At 70.6% G+C, this 13,631-nt stretch carries 11 protein-coding genes; 5 read left to right on the forward strand and 6 right to left on the reverse strand.

The genetic code is table 11. The annotated features are described in order from the left end of the window. Nucleotides 1–171: 171 nt before the first annotated feature. The gene (gene uvrA, locus ABEA42_RS16280) at nt 172–3,369 is read right to left on the reverse strand and encodes an excinuclease ABC subunit UvrA (protein ID WP_345504923.1); all 3,198 of its coding nucleotides are present in this window, start codon (nt 3,367–3,369) and stop codon (nt 172–174) included. 72 nt (nt 3,370–3,441) lie between these two features. Here uvrA and ABEA42_RS16285 point away from each other — a divergent pair, with 72 nt between their 5' ends. Then, nucleotides 3,442–5,271, forward strand: coding sequence for a glycoside hydrolase family 15 protein (locus tag ABEA42_RS16285; RefSeq protein WP_345504924.1), 1,830 nt, complete (start codon nt 3,442–3,444; stop codon nt 5,269–5,271). Between the two features lie 5 nt (nt 5,272–5,276). Next, nucleotides 5,277–5,966, forward strand: a complete 690-nt coding sequence (locus ABEA42_RS16290; protein WP_345504925.1) for a maleylpyruvate isomerase family mycothiol-dependent enzyme — start codon at nt 5,277–5,279, stop codon at nt 5,964–5,966. Nucleotides 5,967–6,034: 68 nt separating this feature from the next. Here ABEA42_RS16290 and ABEA42_RS16295 read toward each other — a convergent pair whose 3' ends face one another. The 3 genes from ABEA42_RS16295 to ABEA42_RS16305 all read right to left on the reverse strand — a co-directional run bounded on the left by ABEA42_RS16295 (nt 6,035) and on the right by ABEA42_RS16305 (nt 8,160). Next, nucleotides 6,035–6,709: a response regulator transcription factor gene (locus ABEA42_RS16295; RefSeq protein ID WP_345504926.1), complete on the reverse strand. Its 675-nt coding sequence runs from the start codon at nt 6,707–6,709 to the stop codon at nt 6,035–6,037. Nucleotides 6,710–6,880: 171 nt separating this feature from the next. Further along, nucleotides 6,881–7,531 carry a response regulator transcription factor gene (locus tag ABEA42_RS16300; protein WP_345504927.1) on the reverse strand — a complete coding sequence of 217 codons (651 nt, stop codon included), beginning with the start codon at nt 7,529–7,531 and terminating at the stop codon, nt 6,881–6,883. Continuing rightward, the gene (locus tag ABEA42_RS16305; protein WP_345504928.1) at nt 7,528–8,160 is read right to left on the reverse strand and encodes a sensor histidine kinase; all 633 of its coding nucleotides are present in this window, start codon (nt 8,158–8,160) and stop codon (nt 7,528–7,530) included. Before ABEA42_RS16305 ends, ABEA42_RS16300 begins: the two co-directional genes overlap by 4 nt. Nucleotides 8,161–8,330: 170 nt before the next feature. On the opposite strand from ABEA42_RS16305, the gene ABEA42_RS16310 reads away from it, so the two are divergent. Beyond that, nucleotides 8,331–8,993 carry an MBL fold metallo-hydrolase gene (locus tag ABEA42_RS16310; RefSeq protein WP_345504929.1) on the forward strand — a complete coding sequence of 221 codons (663 nt, stop codon included), beginning with the start codon at nt 8,331–8,333 and terminating at the stop codon, nt 8,991–8,993. A 23-nt stretch (nt 8,994–9,016) separates the two neighbouring features. Continuing rightward, a complete protein-coding gene (locus ABEA42_RS16315; RefSeq protein WP_345504930.1) occupies nt 9,017–9,892 on the forward strand; it encodes an EamA family transporter in 876 nt (291 codons plus the stop codon). A 53-nt stretch (nt 9,893–9,945) separates the two neighbouring features. Here ABEA42_RS16315 and ABEA42_RS16320 read toward each other — a convergent pair whose 3' ends face one another. Next, complete coding sequence (locus ABEA42_RS16320) at nt 9,946–10,947, reverse strand: TerC family protein (protein WP_345505047.1); 1,002 nt, start codon at nt 10,945–10,947, stop codon at nt 9,946–9,948. A gap of 249 nt (nt 10,948–11,196) precedes the next feature. On the opposite strand from ABEA42_RS16320, the gene ABEA42_RS16325 reads away from it, so the two are divergent. After that, the gene (locus ABEA42_RS16325) at nt 11,197–11,502 is read left to right on the forward strand and encodes a DUF7218 family protein (RefSeq protein WP_345504931.1); all 306 of its coding nucleotides are present in this window, start codon (nt 11,197–11,199) and stop codon (nt 11,500–11,502) included. Nucleotides 11,503–11,514: 12 nt separating this feature from the next. Here the strand turns inward: ABEA42_RS16325 and uvrB are convergent, their stop codons facing one another. Further along, nucleotides 11,515–13,623 carry an excinuclease ABC subunit UvrB gene (gene uvrB, locus ABEA42_RS16330; RefSeq protein ID WP_345504932.1) on the reverse strand — a complete coding sequence of 703 codons (2,109 nt, stop codon included), beginning with the start codon at nt 13,621–13,623 and terminating at the stop codon, nt 11,515–11,517. Nucleotides 13,624–13,631: the final 8 nt, after the last annotated feature.

Consider the following 13,631-nt stretch of genomic DNA (forward strand, 5'->3'; position numbering starts at 1 on the left):
GGGGCAGGAGGGCCTACCGCAGCCTACGGAGGACGTGGCCGTGTTTGGCTGCCGTTGCGTCCGGGTGTGACGCGTGTGTCGCGAGTGCTGCGAGTGCCGCCTCAGGACAAATGCCGCGGCCCCCGCCGGTGGCGGGGGCCGCGGTGTGATCCCTGGTGAGGATCGTGGACGTCAGGCGCGCTTGCGGGTGGTGCCCCTGGCGGCTGCCGTCTTCTTCGCCGGCGTCGCCGCGCCCGCGCCCTTGGCGGCAGCAGCCTTCGTCGCGGTCTTGGTCGCGGTCTTGGTCGCCGTCTTGGTGGCTGCGCCCTTCCGGGCCGACGTCGCCTTGGTGCTCGCGGTCGCCGTCGTCTTCGCGGTCGCCTTCTCGGCCGCCGCGGTCCGCTTGGTCGCGCGCGTCACCGCAGCGGCCTTGGCGGCACCAGCCCGCGGCACCTGCGCACCGGTCGGGCGGTGCGTCGACCTCGCACTCTTGGCGAGCACGGGGGCGAGGAACCGACCCGTGTGGCTCGCCTCGACCTCGGCCACCTCCTCGGGCGTGCCCTCGGCGACGACGAGGCCACCGCCGTTGCCACCCTCGGGGCCCATGTCGACGATCCAGTCGGCGTTCTTGATGACGTCGAGGTTGTGCTCGATGACGATGACCGTGTTGCCCTTGTCGACGAGCCCCTGCAGGACCTCGAGCAGCTTGCGGATGTCCTCGAAGTGCAGCCCGGTCGTGGGCTCGTCGAGGACGTAGACGGTGCGGCCGGTGGAGCGCTTCTGCAGCTCGGAGGCCAGCTTGACGCGCTGCGCCTCACCACCGGACAGCGTGGGTGCGGGCTGGCCGAGGCGGACGTAGCCGAGGCCCACGTCGTTGAGCGTCTTCATGTGCCGGGCGATGGCGGGCACCGCGGCGAAGAAGTCGGCGGCCTCCTCGATCGGCATGTCAAGGACGTCGGCGATGGTCTTGCCCTTGAAGTGGACCTCGAGCGTCTCGCGGTTGTAGCGGGCGCCGTGGCACACCTCGCACGGGACGTAGACGTCCGGGAGGAAGTTCATCTCGATCTTGATGGTGCCGTCGCCGGAGCACGCGTCGCAGCGACCGCCCTTGACGTTGAAGGAGAACCGGCCCGGCTGGTAGCCGCGGATCTTCGCCTCGGTCGTCGTCGCGAAGAGCTTGCGCACCGCGTCGAAGACACCCGTGTAGGTGGCTGGGTTGGACCGCGGGGTGCGGCCGATGGGGCTCTGGTCGACGTGCACCACCTTGTCGAGGTGGTCCAGGCCCTTGACGGTCTTGTGGCGGCCGGGGACGTGCCGGGCGCCGTTGAGCTTGTTGGCGAGCACGTTGTAGAGGATGTCGTTGACCAGCGTGGACTTGCCGGACCCCGAGACACCGGTGACGGCCACGAGGTTGCCGAGCGGGAACGACACGTCGACGCCGTGCAGGTTGTGCTCGCGGGCACCGACGACGGTGACCTCGCGACCCTTCTCCTGCGGGCGGCGCTGCAGCGGGGTCGGGATCTCCAGCCGGCCCGACAGGTACTTGCCGGTGACCGAGTCCGGGTGGTCGAGCAGGCCCTGCACCGGTCCGGAGTGCACGACGACGCCGCCGTGCTCGCCGGCACCGGGGCCGATGTCGACCACCCAGTCGGCCGTGGCGATGGTGTCCTCGTCGTGCTCGACGACGATCAGGGTGTTGCCCAGGTCGCGCAGCCGCGTCAGCGTCTCGATGAGCCGGTGGTTGTCGCGCTGGTGCAGGCCGATGCTGGGCTCGTCGAGGACGTACAGGACACCGACGAGGCCCGACCCGATCTGGGTGGCGAGCCGGATGCGCTGGGCCTCGCCACCGGACAGCGTGCCGGCCGGGCGGTCGAGCGACAGGTAGTCGAGGCCGACGTCGAGCAGGAAGCCCAGCCGCGCGTCGATCTCCTTGATGACGCGCTCGGCGATCTGCCGCTCACGGGGCGTGAAGTCGACCTCCTTGAGGAAGCTCGCGCACTCGGCGATGGCCAGGGCGCAGATGGCCGAGATGCTGTGGCCGCCGATGGTCACGGCGAGCGACTCGGGCTTGAGGCGCGCACCGCCGCACTCGGGGCACGGCACCTCGCGCATGTAGCCCTCGTAGCGCTCCCGGCTCCACTCGGAGTCGGTCTCGGAGTGGCGGCGCTTGACGAACGGGACGACGCCCTCGAACCCGGTCGTGTAGGAGCGCTCGCGGCCGTAGCGGTTCTTGTAGCGGACGTGGACCTTGTAGTTCTGGCCGTGCAGCAGGGCCTCGCGGGCCCGCGCCGGCAGGGCGTGGAACGGCGCGTCCATGGAGAACTTGAGGTCGTGGCTGAGAGCCGTCATCACCCGCTGGAAGTACTCGGCCGAACCGCTCCCCTGCGCCCAAGGGGCGATCGCGCCCTCGGACAGCGACAGGTCCTCGTCGGGGACGAGCAGCTCGGGGTCGACCTCGAGCTCGGTGCCGAGGCCGCTGCACTTCGGGCAGGCGCCGAACGGGCTGTTGAAGGAGAACGAGCGCGGCTCGACGTCGTCCATCGACAGCGGGTGGTCGTTGGGGCAGGCCATCCGCTCCGAGAAGCGGCGCTCGCGCTCGGGGTCGTCGGCGTCCTTGTCGACGAACTCCACCACGAGGACGCCGCCGGCCAGGCCGAGCGCAGTCTCCACGGAGTCGGTGAGGCGGCGCTTGGCCCCCGCGTCGTCGCCCTTCGCCACGAGGCGGTCGACGACGACGTCGATGGTGTGCTTGATCTGCTTCTCGAGCTTGGGCGGGTCGGTCAGCGAGACCACCTCGCCGTCGACCCGGGCCCGGGAGAAGCCCTTGCTCTGCAGCTCGGTGAACAGGTCGACGTACTCCCCCTTGCGGGCGCGCACGACGGGCGCCAGCACCTGGAAGCGGGTGCGGTCGGGGAGCTCGAGGAGGCGGTCGACGATCTGCTGCGGGCTCTGGCGGGTGATGGGCTCACCGCACACGGGGCAGTGCGGCCGGCCCGCCCGTGCGAAGAGGAGGCGGAGGTAGTCGTAGACCTCGGTGATGGTGCCGACCGTCGACCGCGGGTTGCGGTTGGTCGACTTCTGGTCGATCGAGACGGCCGGGGACAGGCCCTCGATGAAGTCGACGTCCGGCTTGTCCATCTGACCGAGGAACTGCCGCGCGTAGGCGGACAGCGACTCCACGTAGCGGCGCTGCCCCTCGGCGAAGATCGTGTCGAACGCCAGCGACGACTTGCCCGAGCCGGACAGGCCGGTGAACACGATCATCGAGTCCCGGGGAAGCTCGACCGAGACGTCCCTGAGGTTGTGCTCGCGGGCGCCCCGGACGACGAGCTGGTCGTGGTTGGGGCGGACGGGGGGCGTGGTGGGGTGCACTGCGGTCACGCGCTTCATGCTAGGTGCCTGCACTGACAGCCGCGTCACCAGCGCCTACCGTGACCCCATGACGACGCCCCGCCCCGGCGCATGACGATGCCTCCCCCGAGCACGCCGATCGAGGAGTACGCCGTGCTCGGCGACACCGAGACGGCGGCGCTGGTCAGCCGCCGCGGGTCCATCGACTGGCTCTGCCTGCCGCGGTTCGACTCCCACGCGTGCTTCGCCGCCCTGCTCGGGACCCCCGAGCACGGCCGGTGGCTGCTGGGCCCCATCAAGGAGGCGAGGAGCACCCGCCGCTACCTGGAGAACTCCTTCGTCCTGGAGACCGTGCACGAGACCGACACCGGCTCCGTACGGGTGCTCGACCTCATGCCCATCGGCGACGGGCGCGCGGACATCATCCGCACCGTCGAGGGCCTGCACGGCAGCGTCCGCATGCGCCACGAGTGGGTCGTGCGCTTCGACTACGGCACGGTGCGGCCGTGGGTCTCCAGGGGCGTCGGTCACCGGCTGGACAGCGACGTCATCACGGCCGTCGCGGGCCCGGACATGCTCATCCTGCGCGGCACCCGGCTGCCGACCGCGGTCGACGGGCACCACGTCGACGAGTTCGAGGTCGCGGCCGGCCAGGTCCAGACCTTCTCCACCACGTGGTTCCCCTCGTACGAGGCCGTGCCCGCCCCGCTCGACATCGACTCCCGCATCGAGGAGACGATCACCCGCTCCAACGAGTGGGCGGGGCTGTGCAGCTACCAGGGCCCCTACAGCGACCAGGTGGTCCGTTCGCTGCTCACCCTTCGCATGATGACGCACTCGCGGTTCGGCGGGATCGTGGCGGCCCCCACGACGAGCCTGCCCGAGGACTTCGGCGGCGAGCGCAACTGGGACTACCGCTACTGCTGGCTGCGTGACGCGTCCCTCACCCTGCAGGCGCTGGTCAACTCGGGCTACCTCGAGGAGGCCCGCCTCTGGCGCAACTGGCTGATCCGCGCGGTCGCCGGCGACCCGGAGGACCTGCAGATCATGTACACGATCGACGGTGCCCGCCGGCTGCCGGAACGCACCCTCGACCACCTGCCCGGCTACGCGGGGTCCACACCGGTGCGGATCGGGAACGGCGCCGTCGATCAGCGGCAGTCCGACGTGCTGGGCGAGGTCATGATCGCGCTCGACGAGGCGCGCGAGAAGGGGCTCGAGGTCTCGCGGCAGGCCTGGGCCATGCAGCGCACCCTCGTCGACCACCTCGCCAAGCACTGGGACGAGCCCGACAACGGCCTGTGGGAGATCCGCGGCCCGCTGCGCCACTTCACCCACTCGCGGGTGATGGTGTGGGCCGCCTTCGACCGGGCGGTGCGCGGCGTGGAGCACTGGGGTCTCGAGGGACCGGTCGACCGGTGGCGCGAGCTGCGCGACCAGGTGCGCGCGGAGATCCTCGAGCACGGCTGGTCCGCCGAGCGCGGGACGTTCACGCAGCACTACGACACCGACGCGGTCGACGCCTCGCTGCTGCTCATCCCGCAGGTGGGCTTCCTCCCGCCGGACGACCCCCGCGCGCTCGGGACGGTCGCCGCGGTGGAGCAGGACCTCATGCGTGACGGGTTCCTCATGCGCTACCGCACGGAGACGAAGGTGGACGGGCTCGCCGGCGACGAGCACCCATTCCTCGCCTGCTCGTGGTGGCTGGTCACGGCGTACTCGTTGTGCGACGACCTCGAGAAGGCCCGCCCCCTGATGGACCGGCTCGTGGGTGTCATGAACGACGTCGGCCTGGTGTCGGAGGAGTACGACCCCGTGGGGAGGCGCATGGTCGGCAACTTCCCCCAGGCGTTCTCCCACTTGGCCTTCATCGGTGCCGCGCACGCGCTCGCCGACGCGGAGGCGCGAGGTGCCGCATCGGCGGGGTCCCGGATACCGTGACGCGAATGAGGAGCGAGCTGACCGTCCTGGCCGACCACACCGAGCGCCTGCTCACGACGGCCCGTGGCCTCGGTGACGCCGGGGCCCCGTCGCTGTGCGAGGGGTGGAGCCGCGGGCACGTCCTCACGCACGTCGCCCGCAACGCCGAGGCCATCGGCCGGCTCGCCTCGTGGGCCGTGACCGGGGAGCGCCAGGAGATGTACCCCGGTGGCCAGGAGGTGCGTGACGCCGACATCGAGGCGGGCGCCGACCGACCGCTCCCCGAGCTGGTGCGCGACCTGGCGGACACGGCGGCCGACCTCGTGCCCCGGCTGGAGCTGCTGGACGGGCCGCTGGCGGCCGAGGAGGTGGAGATGCGCGGCGGTATGCGTGTCCCCGCGACGGGTCTGCCCTTCCTGCGGCTGCGCGAGGTGGTCTACCACCACGTCGACCTCGACGCCGGGTTCGGCTTCGACGACGTGGAGCCCGAGCTGCAGCGCAGGTTCGTCGCCGACGCCGTGCACCGGCTGGGCCTCGGCAGCCGGCCGCCGGCCGTGGTCGTACGCACCGACGAGGGCGACGTGTGGACCGTGGGCGCCGGCACCACGACCGTGACCGGCCCGCTGTCGGGGGTCCTGCTCTGGCTCGCCCGGCGGGACAGCTCCCGGGTGCAGGCCGTCGACGGCGAGCTCCCCTCGCTCCCCCGGGGCGCCTAGACCTGTCGGGCCGTCCCTGTCTGGGCCCCAGTCCCGTCGGGGCCGGCCCCGTCGGGGCGGAGCCTTCCTCAGCCGGTCAGCACCGTCGGGCCGGTGACGCCGGCCCGACGGGCGATGGCCACGGCGGCGAGCGCCGAGTGGACCTTGAGCTTGTGCAGGATGCTCTGGATGTGGGTGCGCACCGTGTTGGGCGACACGTGGAGCAGCTCACCGATCTCGGTGCGGCTCATGCCCTCGGCCAGGCAGGCCAGGACCTCGAGCTCGCGGGTCGTCAGCTCGCCGATCCCCTGCACGTGCTCCAGCGGGGCGCGCTGGCCCCTGGACAGCGACACCAGCACCCCGGCGAGCAGGTCGGCGGGGATGCGCGTCTCCCCGTGGGCGACGCCGCGGACTGCCTCCACGAGCTCGTCGGGGGTGGCGGTCTTGGTGACCCAGCCACGGACCCCGCCCTGGACCGCCTCGACGATCTGGTTGCCCGATTCGAGGCCGGTGACGATGACGACCCCGACGTCAGGGCGCCTTTGCAGGGCCTCGACGGCCAGTGGGAGCCCGTCGACCCCGGCCAGGTCGAGGTCAAGGACCATCACGTCGAACGACCCCTGCTCGAGCAGGGCCTCCCCGCCCTCGAGGGTCGTCGCCGTCCCCACCACCGTCAGGTCCTCGTAGTCCGCGAGGCACACGACGAGGGCATCGACGAAGACCTCGTGGTCGTCGACGACGACGACGCGAATGGGGGCTGGCATAAGCGCAACCATGCCGTGTGGGGCCCATGCCACCCACCGACCCGTGCTGGAGAAGCCCCTACGTCAATAGGGTGATCTTCCGGACGAGCCCCTCGAGGGGACGGTGGGGAGCACGTCCGCGGGGCTCCCGCACCGGCCGTGGCCGGCGCAGGAGCCGTCGCGGATCTGGGCTCAGCGCAGGTGCACCGGCCACGAGTCCAGGGACCCGTGGGCGGACATCAGCGCGGCGGCCTGGAGCCGGGAGTGGACACCCAGCTTCGTGAGGAGGTTCTGGACGTGGGTGCGGGCGGTGCTCCGCTGCACACCCAGGGCCTCGGCCATCTCCTCGGTCGTCTGGCCCTCCATGATGCAGCGCATCACCTGCCACTCACGGTCGGTGAGGAACTGCAGGGCCCAGAGCGGGTCCTCGGTCGACTTCTGCGGGCGCAGCGCGCGCTGCAGGAGCGCCGGCTCGACCGCGAGCTGACCGCGGACCGCCCGGTCGAGCATCTCGACGATGTCGGCGATCGGCTTCTCCTTGCCGACGTAGCCGGAGGCGCCCTCGACGATGGCCCGGCCGACGATGGCGTGGTCCGCCTCGGCCGAGAGCATCACGACCTTGGTCTCCGGGGAGACCTCCCGGATCTGGTGGATCGCCATGACCGAGGTGCCGCTGGGGAAGTTGACGTCCAGCAGGCAGACATCCGGCTTGTGCATCTCGACCGCCGCGATGGCCTCGTCGGGGTTGCCCGCGAGCGCGACGACCTCGTGACCAGAGGCGCCCAGCGCGAGGCCGAGGGCCTCGAGCAGGAGGAGGTGGTCGTCGCAGACGACGATCCTCATGACGCCACGGACCTGAGGCCGGTGCCGGCGAGGGTGATGTCGGCGACGACGCCGCCCTCCTCGGCCGTCCAGATGCGGAACGAGCCGTGGCACGCCGCGACCATCGCCCGCGTCGTGGTCAGGCCCAGCGAGGTGCGGGAGCTGATGAGCCCCAGCCCCGGGCCGTCGTCGCGCACCGTGAGGTGCACCCCGGCGGCGTCGCTGTGGACGGCGACGGCCACGTGGCCGCCGGCACCCGCGGCCCGCACCGCGTTGTCCAGGACGCAGGCCAGGGCCCGGCTCAGGGCCACGGGACGAGCCCAGGCCTGGAGCGGGGTGTCCGCGTCGAGGGTGATCACGCAGGCGGCGGTCGCCTGCGCCCGGTCGACGGCCGACGCGGCGACCTGCACCACGTCCGTGCCGACGACCTCGTCGTCGTGGGCCTCGCTGAGGACGACCTCCACGAGGTCGGCCAGCCATCGGGCCTGTCCGGCGATCCCATCCATCTTGCGTCCCACGTCGCCACCGGCGGTCCCCGACAGGAGGAGGATCGCAGCGAGTGGTTGACGCAGGTCGTGCAGCAGTGCCCTGACCGTGTCCATCTCCCCACCAGCGACGGGTCGCTGGTAGTCCTGAATCTGTGCAGCCATGTGTTCCCTCACCAACCCGCGGACGGAGACCTGCACCCCCTGTGAGCTCTCCGTCTGTCCGCGACCGGTCAAACGTAGGACGGCCAAAAGAACGACAGCAATAGTCATTAGGGACTAAGCGAGTTCGCGGAGTCATGCCGTTTGCCTACCCTCGTTGCAGAATGCATGACATGCCCTACGACGGACACGCCACCCCATCCGCACGAGGTACGGAAAAGGTCCTGGAACATCTCAGCATCCGGAAGATCCCCGTCTCCGAGATGGACAACAACGCCTACCTCCTGCGGTGCCTGTCCACGGGCGCACAGCTGCTCGTCGACGCCGCCGACGACGCGCCACGGCTGCTGGGCCTCGTGGCGGAGGGGGCCGGACCGCTCGAGACCGTGGTCACGACCCACCAGCACTGGGACCACCACCGCGCCCTCGAGGCAGTCGTCCGGGCCACCGGCGCGACCATGGTGTGCGGTGCCGACGACGCCTCGGGAATGCCCGTCCCGCCGGACCGCACGGTCGGCCAGGGCGACCAGGTCAGGTTCGGCGAGGTCGTCCTCGACGTCGTCCACCTGCGCGGCCACACCCCCGGCTCGATCGCCCTCGCCTACGACGACCCACACGGCCACACCCACCTGTTCACGGGGGACTCCCTGTTCCCCGGCGGGGTCGGCAACACCAAGAACCCCGGCCAGTCGTTCGACTCGCTCATCCAGGACGTGACGACACGGGTGTTCGACATCTACGACGACCGGACGTGGGTCTATCCCGGCCACGGCGCGGACACGACCCTCGGCGCCGAGCGGCCGTACCTGCAGGAGTGGCGCGACCGGGGCTGGTGACGACGCCCCATACAGTCACGGGCATGTCGTCGAGCCGGGCACCCGCTCCTCCCCTGCTGCTCGTCCTCACCGCGGTGGTGTCGGTGCAGTTCGGGGGTGCCCTCGCCGCCACGCTCGTCCCCCAGATCGGAGCGGCCGGGTCGGTGACCCTGCGGCTGCTGTTCGCCACGGTCATCCTGCTCGTCATCGCCCGGCCGAGCCTGCGTGGGCACCGGGCAGCTGCCTGGCGCACCGTGGTCGCCTTCGGCCTGGCGCTTGGCCTGATGAACCTCGCGTTCTACGCCTCCCTCGCGCACCTGCCCATCGGGGTCGCCGTCACGGTCGAGTTCCTGGGCCCGCTGACCCTGGCCACGGTGCTGGCGAGGCGCGCCCGCGACCTGCTCGCGGTCGCGGCGGCGGCCGTGGGCGTCGTCCTGATCTCCCGCGCGCTGCAGGTGCCGCTGGCCCAGATCGAGTGGACCGGGCTGGGGCTCGCGGCGCTGGCGGGGGCCTGCTGGGCGGGGTACATCCTCGCCAGCGGCCGGGCCGGCACCGAGTTCGCCCAGCTCGACGGGCTGGCCCTCGCGATGACGGTGGCGTTCGTCGTGACCCTGCCGCTGGGGCTGCGCACGGTGCCGTCGTGGACCGGGGAGTCGGTCGCCAAGGGGCTCGGCATCGCGGTGCTGTCCTCGGTGCTCCCCTACTCCCTGGAGCTCGCCGCCCTGCGGCACCTCACCGCCCGTGTGTTCGGTGTGCTGCTCAGCCTGGAGCCCGCCGCCGCCGCCGTCGCGGGCTTCCTGGTCCTGCACCAGCGCCTCACGCCGCTGCAGCTCACCGGTATGGCGCTCGTCGTCCTGGCCAGCGCGCTGGTCATGGGTGGTGCCGGCCAGCGGCGCGACCCGGCCGCACAGGGGGCGTAGCGGCGCCCGGTGGGCCCCCGTGGGGCCCCGGTGGGCCCCGGTCGGCCGTCGGGTCAGGAGGATGCGGCGGCCTGCTCGTCGCGACGCGTCTTGAGCAGGCTCGCGACGGTCGTCACCCCGAGGATGACGACGATGGCTGCGAGCGACACCGAGATCGGGATGTCCGGAGCCGCCTCGACGTGGTGGCCACCGTTGATGAACGGCAGCTCGTTCTCGTGGAGCGCGTGCAGGACCAGCTTGACGCCGATGAAGGCCAGCAGGACCGCCAGCCCGATGCTCAGGTAGACGAGCTTCTTCAGCAGGCCGCCGATGAGGAAGTACAGCTGCCGCAGCCCCATGAGCGCGAAGAGGTTCGCGGTGAGCACGAGGTACGGCTCCTTGGTCAGGCCGTAGATCGCCGGGATGGAGTCGAGGGCGAAGAGCAGGTCGGTGGTCCCCAGCGCCATGATGACGATGAACATCGGCGTGGCGAGCTTCTTGCCGTCGATCTTGGTGAACAGCTTCGCGCCGTCGTACTCCTGGGTCGCCGGGAAGCGCCGCTCGACCCACTTCATGAAGCGGTTCTCCTCGTACTCGTCGTCGTCACCCTCGCCCTCACGGGCCAGCTTCACGGCGGTGTAGATGAGGAAGGCGCCGAAGATGTAGAAGACCCAGGAGAACTGGTTGATGGCCGCTGCCCCGACGGCGATGAAGATGCCACGCAGGATGATCGCGATGATGATGCCGATGAGCAGCGCCGACTGCTGCAGCTTCTCGGGCACCCCGAAGCGGGCCATGATCAGCAGGAAGATGAACAGGTTGTCCACCGACAGGGAGTACTCGGTGAGCCAGCCTGCGTAGTACTCCGTCATGAACTTCGCGCCGGCCTGGTCGTGGGTGAACCACCACACCCCGAGCCCGAACACGACGGCCGCGCCGACGTAGAGCGCCAGCGCGCCGCTGACCTCCTTGGTCGTCGGCACGTGGGGACGACGGGCGATGACGAAGACGTCGAAGAGCAGGACCGCGGCCATGAGGCCGACGGTGAGCCACCAGACCCAGGTGGGCACCTGCATCTGCGTCGAGGTGGTGTAGGCGAGGGAGGTCAAGACAGAGCCTTCCGGTCACGGATGTGGCCGGAGGTCTCTCCCGCCCTGGTGTGGCGGACCGGTTCCCCGGGCGGACGGGGCGCGGCCGGGGCCACGCGCCGATGGGCCGTGATGACGAGGAGACCGCGTGGGGATACTCCCCTCCGAGTGGTCAGCATCAGACTGTACCCGCCGCCCGGGGTGTGCCCCGACCCGTGTCCGGGTAGGAAGACGTCCATGGCTGAGAACACGTCGCAGAAGAAGTCAGGGTCGCGCGGCAAGGGTGACCCCGGGCCGAGCGTGAAGGACCCCGAGGTCTACGAGGCCCTGAGGGAGGACGGGGCGTCGAAGGAGAAGGCGGCCCGCATCGCCAACGCGGCAGCAGCCCGCGGCCGCTCGGCGGTGGGTCGCACGGGCGGTGAGCACGGCGACTACGAGGACTGGACGGTGAAGGACCTGCGTCACCGCGCCGCAGACCTCGACATCGAGGGGCGCTCGTCGATGTCGAAGTCGCAGCTCATCGACGCCCTGCGCAACCACTGACCCCGCGACGGCCTACTGCGTCGCGGCCGACATCTGCCGCAGCTCCTTCTTGAGGTCGCCGATCTCGTCGCGCAGTCGGGCTGCGAGCTCGAAGTGCAGGTCGGCGGCAGCCTGGTGCATCTGCGTCGACAGCTCCTGGATGAGGTTGGCCAGGTCGTTGGCGGGTAGGTTGCGCAGCCGGTCGGACGCCACACCCGCGTCGGCCTGCACCGCGCCCCGGCCACCGCGGGAGGCGTTCTTGCCGCGCGACTGGCTGCGGCCGGACCCGATGAGGGCCTCGGTGTCGGCGTCCTCGCGCTGGAGCAGGTCGGTGATGTCCGCGATCTTCTTGCGCAGGGGCTGGGGGTCGACCCCGGCCTCGAGGTTGTAGGCGATCTGCTTCTCGCGTCGCCGGGTGGTCTCCTCGATCGCCTCCTGCATCGACGGCGTGATCTTGTCGGCGTACATGTGGACCTGGCCGGACACGTTGCGGGCCGCACGACCGATGGTCTGGATGAGCGACCGCGCTGACCGCAGGAAGCCCTCCTTGTCGGCGTCGAGGATGCTCACGAGCGAGACCTCGGGCAGGTCGAGGCCCTCGCGCAGCAGGTTGATGCCGACCAGGACGTCGTACTCCCCCATCCGCAGCTCGCGCAGGAGCTCGACGCGGCGCAGGGTGTCGACCTCGCTGTGCAGGTAGCGGACGCGGACCCCCTTGTCGAGCAGGTAGTCGGTGAGGTCCTCGGCCATCTTCTTGGTCAGCGTGGTGACCAGGACCCGCTCGTTCTTCTCGGTGCGCAGGCCGATCTCGTGCAGCAGGTCGTCGATCTGGCCCTTGGTGGGCTTGAGCACCACCTCGGGGTCGATCAGGCCCGTGGGGCGGATGATCTGCTCCACGACCCCGCTGCTCTGCGCCAGCTCGTAGGGGCCGGGCGTCGCCGACAGGTAGACGGTCTGGCCGATGCGGTCGAGGAACTCCTCCCACCGCAGCGGCCGGTTGTCCATGGCCGACGGCAGGCGGAAGCCGTGGTCGACCAGCTGGCGCTTGCGGGACATGTCGCCCTCGTACATGGCGCCGATCTGGGGCACCGTTACGTGGGACTCGTCGATGACGAGGAGGAAGTCCTCGGGGAAGTAGTCGAGCAGGGTGTTGGGGGCAGACCCACGGGACCGGCCGTCGATGTGCATCGAGTAGTTCTCGATGCCGGAGCAGGAGCCGACCTGCCGCATCATTTCGATGTCATAGGTCGTGCGCATGCGCAGGCGCTGCGCCTCGAGCAGCTTGCCCTGCTTCTCGAACGCCGCTAGCTGGTCGGCGAGCTCGAGTTCGATACCGCGGATCGCGCGCTCCATGCGCTCGGGACCGGCGACGTAGTGGGTCGCCGGGAAGACGTACATCTCCTGCTCCTCGCGCATGATCTCGCCGCTGACGGGGTGCAGGGTGTAGATGCGCTCGATCTCGTCGCCGAAGAACTCGATGCGGACCGCCAGCTCCTCGTAGACCGGGATGATCTCGACGGTGTCACCCCGCACCCGGAACGTGCCCCGTGTGAAGGCGAGGTCGTTGCGGGTGTACTGCATCTGGACGAACCGGCGCAGCAGCTCGTCACGGTCGACCTCCATGCCGACCTTGAGCCGTGCCATCCGGTCGACGTACTCCTGAGGCGTGCCGAGGCCGTAGATGCAGGACACCGAGGCCACGACCACGACGTCGCGGCGGGTCAGCAGCGAGTTGGTCGCGCTGTGCCGCAGGCGCTCGACCTCGTCGTTGATCGAGGAGTCCTTCTCGATGTAGGTGTCCGTCTGCGGGATGTAGGCCTCGGGCTGGTAGTAGTCGTAGTACGAGACGAAGTACTCGACCGCGTTGTTGGGCAACAGCTCCCGGAACTCGTTGGCGAGCTGGGCAGCCAGCGTCTTGTTGGGCGCCATCACCAGCGTCGGTCGCTGCACCTCCTCGATGAGCCAGGCGGTCGTGGCCGACTTGCCGGTGCCGGTGGCGCCGAGGAGCACGGTGTTCTCCTCCCCCGCGCGGACGCGCCGGGCGAGGTCGGCGATGGCGGCCGGCTGGTCTCCGGCGGGCTGGAACTCGGAGACCACCTGGAACGGGGCCACCGTGCGCTGCAGGTCGGTCGTGGGACGCATGGGTCAAC

This window comes from Pedococcus ginsenosidimutans, assembly GCF_039544395.1.
GTDB classification, from domain to species: domain Bacteria; phylum Actinomycetota; class Actinomycetes; order Actinomycetales; family Dermatophilaceae; genus Pedococcus; species Pedococcus ginsenosidimutans.